18 protein-coding genes and 2 pseudogenes are annotated in these 14,569 nt (G+C 75.1%); 8 read left to right on the plus strand and 12 right to left on the minus strand.

Annotated elements, in window-relative coordinates; all coding sequences use genetic code 11:
- Nucleotides 1-192: 192 nt before the first annotated feature.
- Nucleotides 193-810 carry an NAD(P)H:quinone oxidoreductase gene (wrbA, locus tag H300_RS0115695; protein WP_028428188.1) on the plus strand — a complete coding sequence of 206 codons (618 nt, stop codon included), beginning with the start codon at nt 193-195 and terminating at the stop codon, nt 808-810.
- Between the two features lie 106 nt (nt 811-916).
- Here wrbA and H300_RS0115700 read toward each other — a convergent pair whose 3' ends face one another.
- The 8 genes and pseudogenes from H300_RS0115700 to H300_RS27205 form a co-directional block, all read right to left on the minus strand.
- Nucleotides 917-1,837, minus strand: coding sequence for a ribokinase (locus H300_RS0115700; RefSeq protein WP_028428189.1), 921 nt, complete (start codon nt 1,835-1,837; stop codon nt 917-919).
- Nucleotides 1,838-1,960: 123 nt separating this feature from the next.
- The gene (locus H300_RS0115705; RefSeq protein WP_028428190.1) at nt 1,961-2,395 is read right to left on the minus strand and encodes a YchJ family metal-binding protein; all 435 of its coding nucleotides are present in this window, start codon (nt 2,393-2,395) and stop codon (nt 1,961-1,963) included.
- Between the two features lie 10 nt (nt 2,396-2,405).
- The gene (locus H300_RS0115710) at nt 2,406-2,813 is read right to left on the minus strand and encodes a DoxX family protein (protein ID WP_037980554.1); all 408 of its coding nucleotides are present in this window, start codon (nt 2,811-2,813) and stop codon (nt 2,406-2,408) included.
- Between the two features lie 180 nt (nt 2,814-2,993).
- Nucleotides 2,994-3,371 (minus strand): annotated as a pseudogene (locus tag H300_RS30310) (MFS transporter); the annotation flags it as partial.
- A gap of 13 nt (nt 3,372-3,384) precedes the next feature.
- Nucleotides 3,385-3,504: pseudogene (locus tag H300_RS30315) on the minus strand (ArsR family transcriptional regulator); the annotation flags it as partial.
- 312 nt (nt 3,505-3,816) lie between these two features.
- The gene (locus H300_RS27195) at nt 3,817-4,788 is read right to left on the minus strand and encodes an NsdA family TPR-like regulatory protein (RefSeq protein ID WP_158678374.1); all 972 of its coding nucleotides are present in this window, start codon (nt 4,786-4,788) and stop codon (nt 3,817-3,819) included.
- Between the two features lie 516 nt (nt 4,789-5,304).
- Nucleotides 5,305-5,796, minus strand: coding sequence for a DUF309 domain-containing protein (locus tag H300_RS0115735; RefSeq protein WP_028428192.1), 492 nt, complete (start codon nt 5,794-5,796; stop codon nt 5,305-5,307).
- The gene (locus tag H300_RS27205) at nt 5,783-6,352 is read right to left on the minus strand and encodes a TetR/AcrR family transcriptional regulator C-terminal domain-containing protein (protein ID WP_051270093.1); all 570 of its coding nucleotides are present in this window, start codon (nt 6,350-6,352) and stop codon (nt 5,783-5,785) included. The genes H300_RS0115735 and H300_RS27205 overlap by 14 nt, the downstream gene beginning before the upstream one ends.
- Before the next feature lie 30 nt (nt 6,353-6,382).
- Here H300_RS27205 and H300_RS31890 point away from each other — a divergent pair, with 30 nt between their 5' ends.
- Nucleotides 6,383-6,691 carry a hypothetical protein gene (locus H300_RS31890; RefSeq protein ID WP_051270094.1) on the plus strand — a complete coding sequence of 103 codons (309 nt, stop codon included), beginning with the start codon at nt 6,383-6,385 and terminating at the stop codon, nt 6,689-6,691.
- A complete protein-coding gene (locus H300_RS0115745; RefSeq protein ID WP_028428193.1) occupies nt 6,652-8,187 on the plus strand; it encodes an ATP-dependent DNA ligase in 1,536 nt (511 codons plus the stop codon). Before H300_RS31890 ends, H300_RS0115745 begins: the two co-directional genes overlap by 40 nt.
- Nucleotides 8,188-8,248: 61 nt before the next feature.
- Here H300_RS0115745 and H300_RS0115750 read toward each other — a convergent pair whose 3' ends face one another.
- Entirely contained in the window at nt 8,249-8,665 is a 417-nt protein-coding gene (locus H300_RS0115750) for an HIT family protein (RefSeq protein WP_028428194.1), read from the minus strand.
- A 248-nt stretch (nt 8,666-8,913) separates the two neighbouring features.
- Between H300_RS0115750 and H300_RS0115755 the strand changes: the two genes are divergently transcribed.
- From H300_RS0115755 to H300_RS0115775, 5 genes are all read left to right on the plus strand, one after another.
- The gene (locus H300_RS0115755) at nt 8,914-9,147 is read left to right on the plus strand and encodes a hypothetical protein (RefSeq protein ID WP_028428195.1); all 234 of its coding nucleotides are present in this window, start codon (nt 8,914-8,916) and stop codon (nt 9,145-9,147) included.
- Nucleotides 9,148-9,241: 94 nt separating this feature from the next.
- Complete coding sequence (locus tag H300_RS0115760; protein WP_028428196.1) at nt 9,242-9,982, plus strand: (2Fe-2S)-binding protein; 741 nt, start codon at nt 9,242-9,244, stop codon at nt 9,980-9,982.
- 97 nt (nt 9,983-10,079) lie between these two features.
- Nucleotides 10,080-10,289: a DUF2277 domain-containing protein gene (locus H300_RS0115765; protein ID WP_028428197.1), complete on the plus strand. Its 210-nt coding sequence runs from the start codon at nt 10,080-10,082 to the stop codon at nt 10,287-10,289.
- Nucleotides 10,290-10,568: 279 nt separating this feature from the next.
- A complete protein-coding gene (locus tag H300_RS0115770; protein ID WP_051270095.1) occupies nt 10,569-11,366 on the plus strand; it encodes a DUF6227 family protein in 798 nt (265 codons plus the stop codon).
- Nucleotides 11,367-11,492: 126 nt separating this feature from the next.
- Nucleotides 11,493-12,707, plus strand: a complete 1,215-nt coding sequence (locus H300_RS0115775; RefSeq protein WP_028428199.1) for a transglycosylase family protein — start codon at nt 11,493-11,495, stop codon at nt 12,705-12,707.
- A gap of 112 nt (nt 12,708-12,819) precedes the next feature.
- On the opposite strand, the gene H300_RS0115780 is transcribed toward H300_RS0115775, so the two are convergent.
- The 3 genes from H300_RS0115780 to H300_RS0115790 all read right to left on the minus strand — a co-directional run bounded on the left by H300_RS0115780 (nt 12,820) and on the right by H300_RS0115790 (nt 14,252).
- The gene (locus H300_RS0115780; RefSeq protein WP_028428200.1) at nt 12,820-13,269 is read right to left on the minus strand and encodes an SRPBCC family protein; all 450 of its coding nucleotides are present in this window, start codon (nt 13,267-13,269) and stop codon (nt 12,820-12,822) included.
- Nucleotides 13,270-13,440: 171 nt separating this feature from the next.
- The gene (locus H300_RS0115785) at nt 13,441-13,749 is read right to left on the minus strand and encodes a DUF6343 family protein (protein ID WP_028428201.1); all 309 of its coding nucleotides are present in this window, start codon (nt 13,747-13,749) and stop codon (nt 13,441-13,443) included.
- Entirely contained in the window at nt 13,746-14,252 is a 507-nt protein-coding gene (locus H300_RS0115790; protein WP_158678375.1) for a hypothetical protein, read from the minus strand. The genes H300_RS0115785 and H300_RS0115790 overlap by 4 nt, the downstream gene beginning before the upstream one ends.
- Nucleotides 14,253-14,569: the final 317 nt, after the last annotated feature.

Genomic DNA, 14,569 nt, shown 5'->3' on the forward strand with positions numbered 1-14,569 from the left:
GGCGCATCGGGAGGACAGTACGGCCGTAATGGTTTAAGCTTCAACTTACTGGGTGCGGTCCTCTGCGCGCGTCGCGTCGGAAGAACGCGCGGCGTTCACGCATGCTCGCGCCTCGTACGTGTACCCGTTCCTCGGTGGGCGGCCCCGCCCCGGGCCCGCCCACCGAGGACCACCTCCAGGAGGCATCGCACCATGACCGCATCCGTCAAGCTCGCCGTCATCTACTACTCCTCGACCGGCACCATCGCCACCATCGCCAAGGAGATCACCGCGGCGGCGGAGAAGGCCGGGGCCGAGGTCCGCCTGCTGAAGGCCACCGAGCTGGCGCCGCGGGCGGCCATCGAGTCGAACCCCGCGTGGGCGGAGCACGCCGCCGCCACCGCGGACCTTCCGGAAGCCACCCCCGACGACATGCTCTGGGCCGATGCCGTGATCTTCGGCACCCCCACCCGCTACGGCAACGTCGCGGCCCAGCTGAAGCAGTTCATCGACACGCTGGGCGGCCTGTGGGCCCAGGGACTGCTGGCCGACAAGGTCTACAGCGGCTTCACCTCCTCCGCCACCGCGCACGGCGGCCAGGAGTCCACCCTGCTCGCCCTCTACAACACCGTGCACCACTTCGGCGGCATCCTCGTCGCCCCCGGTTACACCGACGCGTCGAAGTTCGCCGACGGCAACCCGTACGGCACCTCGCATGTGGACGCGCAGGGCACCAACCCGGTGGACGACACCACCCGGCTCGCCGCGCGGGTCCAGGCCGAGCGCGTCGTGAAGTTCACCGCGGCCATCAAGGCGGGCCTCGCGGGCTGAGCGAACGCCCGTCGTGCGTGAGCGGTGCGGGGGCTGCACGGCCGGTGCCTCCGTACCGCCTCCGCCGCGGGGGCGCCCCCGCGGGCCGCCGCCGGGGCGGGGCGGCTCAGCGCAGCGCCCGCAGTTCCTCCTCGGTGGGGAACGAATCCTGCGCACCGGCCCGGGTGACCGCGAACGCCCCGGCCCGGACCGCCCTCCGGACAGCCTCGCGCAACGCATCGCCGACGGCCAGCCGCCAGGCCAGCGCGCCGGTGAACGCGTCCCCGGCACCGGTCGTGTCCACCACGTCCACCCGGGGCGCGGGCACCCGGGACGGCCCGCGGTCGTCGAGCACCAGCGCGCCGCGGGGCCCGAGCGTCACCACGACCGACCGCGGACCGGAGGCCAGCAGCAGAGCCGCCCGGCTCGCCGGATCGTCGTCGGCCGCGCCACCGGGCGTCCCGGCGCAGAGCATCCGGGCCTCGTGCTCGTTGACCACCAGCGGATCCGCCGCCGCGAGCACACCGGGGGCGAGTTCCGACGGAGGCGAGGGGTTGAGCACCACCCGCGCCCCGGCCCGGCGTGCCGCCCCGGCTGCAGCTGCCACCGTCCGCGGCGGAATCTCCCACTGGAGCGAGACGACCGCGGCCCCCGCCAGCAGGTCACGGGCCGCGTGCACGTCGGCGGGCAGCAGACGGGAGTTGGCTCCGGGCGACACCACGATGCTGTTGTCGCCCGACGCGTCGACCGTGATCATCGCCACCCCTGTCGGCGCGTCTGAGGTGAGCACGGCCGACAGGTCGACCCCGTCCGCGGCGAGCGAACCGCTCAGCAGCCTGCCGTGATCGTCGTCCCCCAGCCGGGCCAGCAGGGCGGTACGCGCGCCCAGCCGGGCCGCTGCCACCGCCTGGTTCGCCCCCTTGCCGCCGGGGTGCACGGCGAGGTCGCCGCCCAGGACCGTCTCCCCGGCCCCCGGGCGCCGCTCCACCCCGACCACCAGGTCGACATTCGCCGATCCCACCACGACCAGCTCGTGTCCTGCCCGCATCCCCACTCCCTCACTCGCGCGGCCATCTGCCGCTCCACACCGGCGCCGCGGGCCCCTCGCACCTGCCGCCCCCGCACCCCTCGCCGGAAGCGCCGCGGCGGGGAGGAACGACGGGCCGTCTGCTCAGTCGAGCACGGTGCCGTCGCGGTAGACCCAGGCGCCCTCGTGCCGGACGAACCGGCTCTTCTCGTGGAGTTCCCCAGGCCCGCCGACAGCCGCGTAGCGCGCCCGGAACTCGACCGTCCCCTCGGTGTGGAATGGGCTTCCGCCGCCGCTCGCCAGAACCTCCAGGCCCCGCCAGTGCAGGCCGGCGTCGAAGTCGATCCTGGCGGGGCGGGTGCCGGGATGCCAGCTGCGGAGGAGGTACGCCTCGTCCCGCAGCACGAAGGCGCTGTATCGCGCCCGCATCAGCTCCTCCGGGGTGTCCGCTCCGCGCGTGCCGCGGTGCAGCCGGCCGCAGCAGTCCCGGTGGGCCTCCGGACGACCGCACGGGCAGGAGCGGGGCTCCGCGCGGCGCGGCGCGGTACGGGCGGCGGGGCGCGAGGCGTGTCGTGGCATACCCGCATTGTCACCGATCGGCGGGGCGCCCCGCACGCCGCGCCACGGAAAGGGCCCGGAGCACCAGCGGGATCTGGAGCGGCAGCCGCCCGTACGCCACCGCCCGCAGCGGCGCCGACCGGTGCCGCCAGTCGTACGCCATCCGCACGTTCGCGGGCAGCACGGCCACGAAGAAGGCGGCGGCACCGAGCGCGGCGACCCTGCGGGTCGCCGGTGCCGCGATACCGGCGGCCAGCACCAGTTCCGCCGCTCCGCTGACACGGGTCCAGCCCCGGGGCCCGCCCGGGAGGGCCCGCGGAACGATGCTGTCGAACGGCCGCGGGACGAGGAAGTGCGCGGTCCCCGACACGGCCAGCAGCTTGGCCAGCCCCAGCGCGCCGCGGTCGGGCGCGGGAGCACCGCGGTCGGTGTCGGGCATGGGAGGCTCCCTCGGATCGGCACGGCGGGTGCGGCTTCCCCATCCTGCCGCCGACGACTCGGCGGCGGGCCGCCGTGCTCCCGCGAGTCGAGAGGTGCCCGGCTTGCCGGGGTCTGTGAAGTCGGGTGAGGCAGAAGAGGTGAGGAGAGGGCTGGAGTATCCGCCTCCCTCCCGCCAAGGTCAAGTCACTGCGTTCGCACTGCTCCGTGAGGCGCCTTCCTCGGAATGCGGCTTCACAGCCCCCCTCCGCCCACGCGTACGGTCCATCTCGCACCACTCCGGCCGAAGTCCGGCCAGGTTCGTGGAAGTACGCGGCGCCGCAGGCGAGCAGCACGGGCGCGAGTCCGACCGCGGTCACCGCCACTCCGGCGAGCAGCCACCGAGGGGAACACCGGCCCAGGCCAGCGAGTCACCGAGGGCGTTGACCCGACCCAGCATCCGGCGCGGCACCCGCTCGACGAGGACGGCCCCCAGCACTGGGTTGACGAAGCCGACCCCGAATCCACTGACCGCGAAGACGACCAGTACCGCGCCAAACGGGGCATCGAAGGCGAGGAGATCAGGACCCTCGGCCGTACTTCCGCAGCAGTCCCACCAGCGGCACCCGCACGGGATGCGCCATGGCGCGCAGCCCCTTGGCGTCCAGGACAACGGATTCCTCTTCACGGTTCGGGCCGTCCGGCCCCTTCATCGCGTCAGTCACACCGCACAGACCCAACCGCGAAGACTTCTTCGCGAAAGTCTCTTTGCGCTCTTGCGGTTCTTCGCTTCCCGGCCGGAGCAAGCGCGGCAGCGCCGGAGTGCTGCCGCGGCGGCGCTGACGCCCCGGCGCTCGCCGCCGGTACCACCTTCGGGCCCGCCTACCGGCGATTCGCGGCGCGGTACGGCGTAAGGGTCCACCGCACGCTCGTGCTCGACGACGCGCAGTGGGCCCGCGAACGTGCCGCGATGCTGTGCCACGGCTCGCAGCTGGCCGCGCTGGGGGTGGGCCACGGCCGCTTCCTCAACCGCGGCGACCCGCGGCGCGCCGAACGGGTGTGGGCGCTGCGCCCGCGGGAGCGAGCCCGACAACGCCGTGCCGGGGCAACAGGGCGCCCAGCCGATGGGCGGCGTCCCGGAGCCCCGTCCGGGCTCGCGGGTCGGCCTCGGCGGCACGGGCCGCACGGGCGAGCGCGCGCACCGCCCGCACGGAGCCGACCCGCGCCGCGGCCGGGTGGAGGGAGCAGGCGAGCGACTCCGCCTCGCGCCGGGCCCCGGCCCCTACCAGCACGGCCAGGAGGTCCGCCGCGAACACCGCCCGGTAGGCCGCCCCGGCGGCCTCCGCCACCACCGGCGCCAGTCGGTCGGCGGCCGCGCCGGCCACCCCCTGGCGGCCCGTTCCCGGTGCTGTCCCGGCCAGCCGGGCGAGGACGGCACCGTGGTGACCGTCCAGCTCGGAGCGGTCGATCCACCAGGTCCACGCGGGGTCGCGGTCGTCCGGGCCCTCCTCGAAGAGGTGCCGGGCCCGGGCCAGTTCGCCGAGCGCGCCGGAGCGGCGGCCGACGGCGGCGTGGCAGCGGGCCAGCCGCAGGTGGCAGACCGACCGCACCCTGCTGGTGGGACGGCCCAGCGTGGCGGCGCTCTCAGCCGCGGCGGCCGCCGGCGCGGGACGGCCGAGGTGCTCCCGCTGCATGCTCAGCGTGGTCAGCACGAGCTGGGCCGTCCGCGGCTCACCACAGTCCAGGGCCAGCCGCAGGGCCGCCCGGTTCACCGCGTCGGCCCGGGCATGGTCCTCGGCGTCGAACAGCACCCAGCCCGCGGCGGCCAGCAGCTCGGACCGGTCCGCGGCGGCGCCGTCCGGTCGGCGCGCGGGGTGCCTCCCGCACCGCCCGCCGAGGTGCCGGGCCACCCGTACCTCCCGGACGGCGTGCCGCGCGTACGGCGCGGCCGTGGCCGCGCCGTACGCGGCGTCCAGCGCCAGCAGGCGGCGCGTCAACGGCGCCGGCGTGCAGCGGCAGCCGGCGGGCGGTCCGGCTGCCCCACCGCCGGCACGTCCCTCGCGCCGGACCACCGCGCCGGCTTCGGTTCCTGGCACTTGCCGCGTCCCCCTTCCCGGGCGATCCCGCCTCCCCCGCCGTGCCGGGCGCGGCGGGGCGTGACTCCGCGCCGGGCCGGGCCGTTGGACAGCATGTGACCGTTGAGCAGAGCGCCACGACCGAGTCCGCCGCACCGCCCGACCCTCCGGCACCCCCCGGGCCCCCGGGGCCCGGGGAAACGGTTCCCCGGGCCACCGCCACCCCGATCTACACCGCCCTCGTCCGACAGTGGGCCGCCGAGCAGCGCACCGTCCCCGGCAGCACGGACGCGGAGTGGTCGGAGCCGACCCGGGACCGCGCCGTGAGGCCGCCGGACTGAGGCGGCCGCTCACGACGCTCCCCGTTCCGGCGCGGGTCGGCGCGTCTGGTGGAGCGGTGGCGCCGCGGCCTCTGCGGCGCACCACGGGAGCGCGCGGTCAGCCGCGCAAGCGGGGCGCGAGCTCCGCTGCGGACGGCGGCGCGGAGCGGGCGGGCAACTCGTCCGCGACGTCACCGGCCCATGCGCACAGACCTGCGAGGTCGATCCCGTACGGCGGATCCCCGGCCCGTTCGGCGATACTCGCGGCCCCCCGGCGCAGCAGGGACCCCGCACCACGGCTGTTGCCGCGGGCCGCGTGGGTGAGCCCCACCGCCAACTGGGCCAGACCCCGCCACAGGGCGCGGTCCTCCTCGGAGCCGGACTTCCAGGCGTCCTCGAACACCTCGTGGGCGTGGAAGGGCATCCCGCCGTCCAGCAGTTCCTGAGCCTCCCGCAGCGTCTCCTCCGGCGAGCGAGGCACGCCCTCCGGCTGCCGTGGGACGCCCGGCGCCCCGTACGGCAGCGGACGGCCGAGGCCGTCCCGGGGTCGCGCGTTGCGGGCCCGCCCCGTCTCGTCGCGGTCGCGGGCCGCCTCCTCACGCTCGCTCATCGTTTCCTCCCTTTTCGATCAGTGCGCCGACGCCGTCGAGCACCCGTTCCAGGCCGGACCGGAAGTCCTCGTCCGGTGCTCCGGACTGTGCGAGCACACCCGAGTGGAGCACCGCGGCGACCGCCGGGAAGTGCCCAGGGTCGGCGAGCCGCACGAGCAGTTCCCCGTAGGCCGCGGTGGCCTCGGGCACGGTGGTCACGTTGGCACGGGCCGAGGCCTCCAGGTCGGCCATCAGCGCGGCTTCGCTGCGCACGTACCCGTCCACCAGCATCACGACGCCCAGTTTGGCCCCCTCGTCCAGAGGTGTGTCCGCCAGCGAGCGGAGCGCCTGCTCCATCCAGTGCACACCGCTGGGTGTGACCGGCGGGCCGGTGACCGGGACGCGCAGCACCCACAGATGCCGGTGCAGCACCGCCCGGTAGGCGCCGGCCCAGTGGGCAAGGCCCGCCCGCCGCCCGGTGACGTGCTCCGGAACCGGCGGCGGCACGCCGACGGCGACGTCCCGCAGCAGGACGAGCAGCTCGTCCTTGGACGAGACGTAGCGGTACAGGGCCATCGTGGACACCCCGAGATCGGCGGCACCGACATGATCATGGTCTCGCTGGTGCTGCCGGTGATGCTGATGCTGGTCCTCGTCTACCTGTTCGGGGGCGCGATCCGCACCGGAACGGCCTACCTGTCCTACGTCGTCCCCGGCGTGCTCGTGCTCTGCGCGGAGTACGGCGCCTCGCTGACCGCGGTGGGTCTCGGGTGGGCGTCCCGGCCGACCGGCCGGGGCGCCCGGCGCGGCCGGGTCCCGGGCCCCGTGGCCGGGGCGACCTGCGGGACCGGCCGCCCCGGGCGAGGATGGGGGGCATGCTGCTGGCCGAACTCGCCCGGACGTCCGCCGCGGTGACCGCCGCCTCCGCCCGCTCGGAGAAGGTCGCCCTCCTCGCCTCACTGTTCCGCGCCGCCGACACCGGGGAGGCGGCCCTGGTCACCACCTACCTCGCGGGCCGGCTGCCGCAGCGCCGGACGGGGATCGTCCGGCGCACCCTCACCGAGTCCCGGCAGCCCGCGGCGAACCCCGAGCTCACCGTCCCGGAGACCGACGCGCTACTGGAACGGATCGCCGCGGTGTCCGGGAAGGGCGCCCAGCGGCAGCGGACGGAGCTGCTCGACACGCTGCTGGGGAGCGCCACCGAGGAGGAGCAGCGGTTCCTGATCCGGCTGCTCGGCGGCGAACTGCGCCAGGGGGCACTGGACGCCCTGGCCGCCGAGGGGCTGGCCGCCGCGACCGGGGCGGAGCCCGAGGCGGTCCGGCACGCGGTGATGCTCGCGGGTTCGCTGGGCGCGGTGGCCGGGGCACTGCTGGCCGACGGCCCCGAGGCGCTGGCCGTGTTCCGGCTCACGGTCAACCGGCCGGTGCAGCCGATGCTGGCGCAGTCCGCTCCCGACCTGGACGCGGCGATCGACCGGGTCGGGCCCTGCGCGGTCGAGGAGAAACTGGACGGCATCCGCGTCCAGGCGCACCTCGACCGCGGGGAGGTCCGGATCTGGACGCGGACTTCGGACGAGATCACCGACCGGCTTCCCGAGGTCGTCGAGGCCGCCCGCGGCTTCCGCGCCGACCGGGCTGTGCTGGACGGGGAGGTGCTCGCCCTGGACCCGGAAGGGCGTCCACGCCCCTTCCAGGAGGTGGCCGGACGCGTCGGGTCCCGCCTGGACGTGGGTGCCGCCCGGGCCTCCCTGCCGCTGGCCGCGAGGTTCTTCGACCTGCTCGCCCTCGACGGCGAGGACCTGCTCGCGTCCTCCACCGCCGAGCGGCACCGCCGACTCGCGCAGGTGGTACCGGACGAGTGGCGGGTGGAGCGGCGGACCGTGCCCGATCCTGCAGACGACGCCGCGCGCGAGGCGGCCCGTTCCTTCGCCGCCCGGGTCCTCTCCCGCGGCCACGAGGGGGTGGTGGTCAAGGGCCTGGACGCCGGTTACCGGGCCGGTCGGCGCGGTGCGTCCTGGGTGAAGGTGAAGCCGGTGCACACCCTGGACCTAGTGGTCCTCGGTGCCGAGTGGGGGCACGGCCGCCGCACCGGCACACTCTCCAACCTGCACCTCGGTGCGCGCCGCCCGGACGGCTCGTTCGCGATGCTCGGCAAGACCTTCAAGGGCCTGACGGACGTCCTGCTGAGCGAGCAGACCGCGCGGCTCCAGGAGATCGCGGTGGAGCGGGAGTCCTGGGGGGTGCGAGTGCCGCCGGAGCTGGTGGTGGAGATCGCGTTCGACGGGGTGCAGCACTCCACCCGCTATCCCGCGGGCGTCACACTCCGCTTCGCGCGGGTGCTCCGCTACCGCACGGACAAGCCCGCCGCCGAGGCCGACACCGTGGCGACGGTGCTCGCCATGCTGGGCTGACGCCGTCGCCCCGGGCGCCACGGTCCGGGACCGCCCGGCGCTGCTCGGGGCGGCCCTGCGCTCAGCCCTCGCCCAGTGCCTCCCTCAGCCGCGCGGCCGTGTCGGCGGCGTGTGCCTCGTCCCGGTACCGGGTGCGCGGCCAGAAGAACCCGCGCAGCCCGTCACCGCGGTTGCGCGGCACGGCGTGCACGTGCAGGTGCGGAACGGACTGGCTGACCCGGTTGTTGGCGGCCACGAACGAACCGGTCGCCCCGGTGCCGTGCTCCACCGCCCGCACCACCCGCTGGACGCGGTCGAAGAACGGGCCGACGTCCGGGGCCGCGAGGTCCGTGAGGGTTTCCGCGTGCCGCTGCGGAACCACCAGCGTGTGTCCGGGGAAGAGCGGCCGGACGTCCAGGAACGCGCTGGCGACGTCGTCCTCGAGGACCCGGTGGGCGGGCTCCTGCCCGGCGGCTATGGCGCAGAAGAGGCAGTCCATCCCCCCAGTGAAACCCCGGGCCCGCCCCTCGGCACGGCACCGCCCGCGGCGGGAGCCGCCCCGGCCCGCGGCGGGGAGCGGAGGACGGCCACGGGCTGACTGGGCCGGGCGGGTGGGTGGGCGCGCGCCCGGTCGTCGGGTGCCGCCCCGGTACGGCGCGGATCGCGGGCCCATGCTGGCGGCCGAACCGGGGGCCGTCGGCCCGGGGCCCGGCCTTCGCGACGCAGTGGTACGAGGACTGAGCAGGCATGGCCGTGTGCGAGGTATGCAGCAACGACTACGCGATGTCTTTCGAGGTGCACGCGCCGGGGGCGGTGCACGTCTTCGACAGCCTGGAGTGCGCCACCCAGCGGATGGCGCCGGTCTGCCAGAACTGCGGCTGCCGCGTCCTGGGGCACGGCGTGGAGGCGGTCGGCCGGTTCTTCTGCTGTGCGCACTGCGCCCGGGTGCAGGGGCACGCCGCGCTGGTCGACCACGGCTGACGCGGCGCCGGCGGGCGGCGTCCTCGCGCGGTGTGCCGGCCGGTGCGCGGCGGGCGGTCTCATCGCTGTGAACGGGCGGTGGGACGCTGGGAGCATGACGGGATCGGACGAGGGCAGCGGCTTCTTCGCGCTGCGGACGGGTACGGCGCCGGCCGGCGCCGTACCGCTGGCGCGGGTGTACGCGGGCGATCCGGAGGCCGTGCGCCGCCGGGTCGAGCTGGTGGCGGCCCGGACCGGGGCGTCCGAGCTCCGCGTCGCCGCCTCCCTGGCGCACCTGGGGCTGGCCGCCCGTCTGTGGTCAATCGGGCTCGCCCCGGCGGTCCTCGGCGCCCCGGCGCCGGATCTGGACCCCGGGAGGCTGCACTGGGACCCGGAGGCGAGCGCACCGGAGGACCTCTGGCTCCCCGGCGGCGACCGGCCGCCTCCCGGCCGGCCGGGGCGATGCTCGCCGGGACCGGACGGGTGGCGGCCGCCCGCGGAGCGGGACGTCGCCGACGGGCTGTCCGAACGGATCGTCCGGTGCCACCTCGGACCGCTGGCGGGGGCGGTGCGCGGGGCGGCCCCGGTGGCCGAAAGGCTGCTGTGGGGCAACGCCGCCTCCGCCCTCGGCGGTGCCGTGCAGCAGTTCGCCGCCCGCTGCCTGCGGGAGGGACGGCCGGAGGCCGCCGCCCGGGCCGGGCGGCTCGCGGCGGCACTGCTCGCCCGGCCGCCGCTGCGGGGTACCGGCACCCTGGAGGGCCGCGGGTTCCGGCGGACCACCTGCTGCCTCTACTACCGGGTGCCCGGGGGCGGCGTCTGCGGCGACTGCGTGTTCCTCCGGCCGCCCGGGCGCTGACGGCCGCGGAGCCGGCGGCCGAGGGCACCGGCCCCGCGGTGCGTACGGATGCCCGCGGCGTGCGGGAACCGGCAGGCCGGCGGCGTACCGTCGAGCAATGTGCCGAAGCATCAGGACCCTGCGTCCCCCCTTCGCCGAGTCGGTGACCGAGGAGGACGTGCACGCCGCGGCCCTCCAGTACGTACGGAAGGTCTCCGGCTTCCGTACTCCGGCCGCCCACAACGCCGCCGCCTTCGAGAAGGCGGTCGCGGACGTCGCCACGGCCACCGAACGGCTGCTCGACACGCTGACCGTGCGGGGCCGCTGAGCATCCGCCCCCGTCGCCGGGCGCACGGGACACCGGCAGAGGTGCCTCGCGTCGCCGGTGCGCGCCGGTGCGAGAGGACGGGCGAGGACAGGCCGCCGAAGCCTCCCCATATTCATCACTCTGAGTAACAACGCCTCCGACGTGGCGCACGACACCAAGGAGCAGCTCACAGCGGGAATACGGGGCGGGAACTCAGCCAATCTCACTTTTCGTGCACGGTTTCCGGCTACTTTGGGTATTCAGAAGGGAGAGGACCGGCGAGAGGTTGGGAGGTGCCCGATGCAGAACGCCCCACAGAGAGCGGGCAGCGCGGTGCCGGCCGAGCACCTGGAGCGGCTGCTTGGCCGGGCGCACAATCCGTTCGAGATCAGCGACGCACTGGCCGTCAGGCTCACGGCCGCCGTCGCCTTCTCCGTCCAGTTGCGTTCCTGGCGGCAGCACAACGCCCCGCCACCGCGCACCCACTGCCGGTCCTACCGCCACACCTTCACCCTGCGCGACGGCAGCGTCCGGACCCTGTGGGAGCTCCAGCACGACACCGAGGGGGACGGCAGGCTCACCTTCGAGCTCTACCCCGAGCAGGCGGCACTGCGCGCCGCCGAACTGCGGGTGCACATGCGGATGGGCGGGGAGCCGGCGCCGCTCCGGTTGCCGTCCGCCCCGGACACCTTCCGCAAGCAGTTCGAGGAGCCGGGCTCGCGCACCAGCGCGGCAGCCGGGCCGCGCGTCTTCGAGGAGCGGGGCTCCGCGGAGCACGCCCGACGGCTGCTGCGGCGCGCCAGCAATCCGAACCGCCCGGGTGAGGAGGTGCTCCGGCTGCTCTCGACCGCCCGCCGCCACCAGATCACCCGGGCTCCCCAGCCGTTGGGCAGCGCCGCACACCGCGCCTTCTGCTCGGTGTACGAGCACGCCTTCCTGCTCGCCGACGGCAGGGAGATCCGGTTGTTCGAGTTGGAGCACGACTTCACCCCGGGCAGACGCCTGACCTGCGAGGTGTATGCGGACGAGGCTTCCGCCGACCGCGCGGCCGAACTCCGCGCACTCACCCAGGACATCGAGCTTCCTGGCCCTGAGTGAGCGAGTGACCGCGAACCGCTTGCCCTGCCGGGCCCACCGCAATACCTTTGATGCGCTTGCCAACTTCCCTGTGGCGGGCATTTGTTGACCGAATGCCGGATGCACCGGGAAATGGGGGAGGCCGCCATGGCAGGCCGAGGACGACACCGCCGCTACAAGCCCAGCCCGGTCTCACGCGCCTCGCTGACCGTGACGGCCGGTGGCGCGGGCATCGCGCTGCCGCTGGTCGGTATCGGCCATGCCCAGGCGACCCCGGTGGAGACCTGGGACAAGGTCGCCGCATGCGAGAGCAGCGGCAATTGGAACACCGACACGGGCAACGGGTACTACGGCGGGCTCCAGTTCACGCAGTCCACCTGGCAGGAGTTCGGCGGCACCGCGCACGCCCCACGGGCCGACCGGGCCACCAAGGCGCAGCAGATCGCGGTCGCGGAGAAGGTACTCAACAGCCAGGGGCCCGGCGCCTGGCCCGACTGCTCGGTCCGCGCCGGACTGACGCGGGGCGACAGCGGGGAGAACACCGCGGGAACCTCCACGCAGACCCGCACGGCCACCGCCCGGCCGGCGAAGCCGCAGGCCGAAGCCGAGCGGGACGAGCCCGCCGTCCAGGAGCACGCGCGGGGCAGCAGCTACCGGGTGGCCCGTGGGGACACGCTCTTCGGGATCGCTCAGGCCGAGGAGCTGGACGGCGGTTGGCGGGCCCTCTACGACCGCAACCGGACGTCCATCGGGAACGATCCCGACCTCATCCTCCCGGGCCAGCGCCTGAGCCTGCGCGGCGCGGGGGCCGACTCCGGTGCGCAACCCTCCCGGTCGGCACCGGAGATGGCCGCGCCCGAGAAGGAGAAGACGGAGCAGAAGAAGCCGGCCGAGAAGCCGACGCCCGACAAGGAGCAGCACAAGGCCACCACGGAGCAGGCCAAGCCCGCCACCGCCGAGTTCACCGCACCGGTCAGCGGCGTCTCGCCGAGCACCGCGTACCGGGCGTCGGGGGCGAGCTGGGCGTCCGGCTACCACACCGGGGTGGACTTCCCCGTGGCGACGGGAACCGCCGTCAGGGCGGTCACCCGCGCGCGGGTGGAATCCGCGGGCTGGGCCGACGCCTACGGCTACCAGGTGGTGTTGAAGCACCACGACGGCCGGTACAGCCAGTACGCGCACCTCTCGGCGATCTCGGTGCGGCCGGGACAGCAGGTCGACCCCGGGCAGGCCGTCGGCCGCTCGGGCAGTACCGGCAACAGCTCCGGCCCGCACCTGCACTTCGAGCTGCGCACGGGGGCCGGCTACGGCTCGGACATCGACCCACTGGCCTACCTGCGGCAGCGCGGCGTGTCGCTCTGACCACCGGACCGCGGCGACCTTGCGGGCGGAACCGCAGGGTCGCCGCGCACCGTCCGCGCCCGGCGGTGCCACGCGACGGCGCACGGGCCGCACCGGTGCTGCGGGAGGCGGCTCAGACCGCGCCGCGCCAACCGCCGGTCTCGGCTCCGCGGTCCTCGATGAACTCCTTGAAGCGGCCCAGGTCGCCCTTGGCCTTGCGACGGACGAGGCCGAGCGCGTCGGCCACGCCCTCGGCAAACACCTCGGGGGCGTAGTCCAGTTGGAGCATCACCTTGCAGCGGCTGTCGTCGAGGCGGTGGAAGGTGACCACGCCTGCCTGCTTGGGCCCCCCACCGACGCTGGTCCACGCCACGCGTTCGTCCGGGATCTGCTCCGTGATGTCGGCGTCGAACTCCCGCTCGGCACCGGCGATCTTCGTGACCCAGTGGGTGCGGGTGTCGGAGACCTGGTCGATCCGCTCGACGCCCTCCATGAACCGCGGGAACTCCTCGAACTGCGTCCACTGGTTGTACGCGGTGGTCACCGGGACGTCGACCTCAATGGATTCCTCTGTGTGCGACATGGCGCCTCCTGCCTCGACGACGGGCCCGGCGACCGTGCGCCGGGCGGTGGCCTACGGGCGGCCACTGCGCCGCCGCCCGCGCCGGCCCGGGGGCCGGCCGTTCCGGAGTACCCGGGCGTGCGCGGCTCACTCCCAGCAGCCCCCGCCGCGCTCCGCGACATGCCGGAGCGGTCAGTGCCCGCCGTCGCGCCGCAGCCGCCGCAGCACGATCAGCAGGTCCACGAGCGCGAAGACCGCCAGACCGGTGCAGATCCAGGCCAGGGTACGCAGCGAATCGGGAGCCGGGGTCTCGGAGGCGGTCGCGCTCCCGGACCACGTCCAGAAGAGAACGGCGCCCGCGGCGAAGAGCGGAGTGAAGCACAGGGCCAGCAGCAGCCGCAGCCGCAGGGGGCTGCGGGCCGTGACGGGTTCAGTGCCGGTACGCGGCAAAATGCGGCCCAGCAGTCCGGAGCGGTCCTGTTCCGGTGGACGCTCACTCATCGCAGCTCACCCTCTCCCTGTCGGGACGCGGTCGGTCGGGACGCGGCGCGGAGGGCACCGGGTCGGTGGCGGGGCGAGGGCCCGTGGGCCGTGCGCAGCGGCGAGATATCCCGGGAGGGCCGGCTCGCGGGGCCGACGTCCGGTTCCGGGACCTCGGGGATGTCCAGTGACTGCTCCAGGTCCCGGATTCGCGCGTGCAGCGCCTCGGACCGCCGGGCGCGCTCGTACCCGGTGCGCGGGGGTCTCGCGGTGATCGTCAGCGCCACAGCGCGGTAGCCGAGGTAGACCGGCACCACCACGGGCCAGCACAGTCCGTAGACGAAGGCCTGGACCGCCGCAACGTTCTTGCCGACCTCCTGGAAGCGCTCCAGCGGGTCGTCGCCCGGATGGTGGCGGCCCTCTTCCCTGATGATGCGGCTGCGCTCGACCCCGTAGCCGAGGCGGGCGGTCAACAGGGCGATCAGGAGGTACCCCAGCAGGCCGGCCAGAAGGTGGCCCAGCATCGGCATCGTCCCCTCTCGGTGCGGTTCGTGCGGTGCGCTGCTGGACTCCGGGCCGCCGGAGCGGCCGGGAGCGGGACGGAGCGGCGGTGCCGGCGCCGGGCCTGCGGTGGCACGGGCGCCGCACAGGCGGTGATCCCGCTCCGGCGTATGCCCGGCACGTCGATCGCGCCGGTCGGGCATGTCGGTCACCTCCGGTGTCCGACCCCCGGGTATCCCGGCAAGGTACGGAGGAAACCGGCCGGTCGCGCTCCGGACGCCGACGGAGTCCCGGGAGAGGCTCGACGCCGGGCGGCCTCCCGGTTCCGGCCCGCGCCCGG

The organism is Streptomyces sp. TAA040 (genome assembly GCF_000424845.1).

Coding starts and splice junctions, on each gene's coding strand:
- H300_RS31890 (WP_051270094.1), top strand. CDS start 6,383: ATGATCATGGTCTCGCTGGTGCTGCCGGTGATGCTGATGCTGGTCCTC.
- H300_RS0115760 (WP_028428196.1), top strand. CDS start 9,242: ATGACGGGATCGGACGAGGGCAGCGGCTTCTTCGCGCTGCGGACGGGT.
- H300_RS0115780 (WP_028428200.1), bottom strand. CDS start 13,269: ATGTCGCACACAGAGGAATCCATTGAGGTCGACGTCCCGGTGACCACC.
- H300_RS0115790 (WP_158678375.1), bottom strand. CDS start 14,252: ATGCTGGGCCACCTTCTGGCCGGCCTGCTGGGGTACCTCCTGATCGCC.
- H300_RS0115755 (WP_028428195.1), top strand. CDS start 8,914: ATGGCCGTGTGCGAGGTATGCAGCAACGACTACGCGATGTCTTTCGAG.
- H300_RS0115745 (WP_028428193.1), top strand. CDS start 6,652: ATGCTGCTGGCCGAACTCGCCCGGACGTCCGCCGCGGTGACCGCCGCC.
- H300_RS0115735 (WP_028428192.1), bottom strand. CDS start 5,796: ATGAGCGAGCGTGAGGAGGCGGCCCGCGACCGCGACGAGACGGGGCGG.
- H300_RS27205 (WP_051270093.1), bottom strand. CDS start 6,352: ATGGCCCTGTACCGCTACGTCTCGTCCAAGGACGAGCTGCTCGTCCTG.
- H300_RS0115770 (WP_051270095.1), top strand. CDS start 10,569: ATGCAGAACGCCCCACAGAGAGCGGGCAGCGCGGTGCCGGCCGAGCAC.
- H300_RS0115710 (WP_037980554.1), bottom strand. CDS start 2,813: ATGCCCGACACCGACCGCGGTGCTCCCGCGCCCGACCGCGGCGCGCTG.
- H300_RS0115775 (WP_028428199.1), top strand. CDS start 11,493: ATGGCAGGCCGAGGACGACACCGCCGCTACAAGCCCAGCCCGGTCTCA.
- H300_RS0115705 (WP_028428190.1), bottom strand. CDS start 2,395: ATGCCACGACACGCCTCGCGCCCCGCCGCCCGTACCGCGCCGCGCCGC.
- H300_RS0115750 (WP_028428194.1), bottom strand. CDS start 8,665: ATGGACTGCCTCTTCTGCGCCATAGCCGCCGGGCAGGAGCCCGCCCAC.
- H300_RS0115785 (WP_028428201.1), bottom strand. CDS start 13,749: ATGAGTGAGCGTCCACCGGAACAGGACCGCTCCGGACTGCTGGGCCGC.
- wrbA (WP_028428188.1), top strand. CDS start 193: ATGACCGCATCCGTCAAGCTCGCCGTCATCTACTACTCCTCGACCGGC.
- H300_RS0115765 (WP_028428197.1), top strand. CDS start 10,080: ATGTGCCGAAGCATCAGGACCCTGCGTCCCCCCTTCGCCGAGTCGGTG.
- H300_RS0115700 (WP_028428189.1), bottom strand. CDS start 1,837: ATGCGGGCAGGACACGAGCTGGTCGTGGTGGGATCGGCGAATGTCGAC.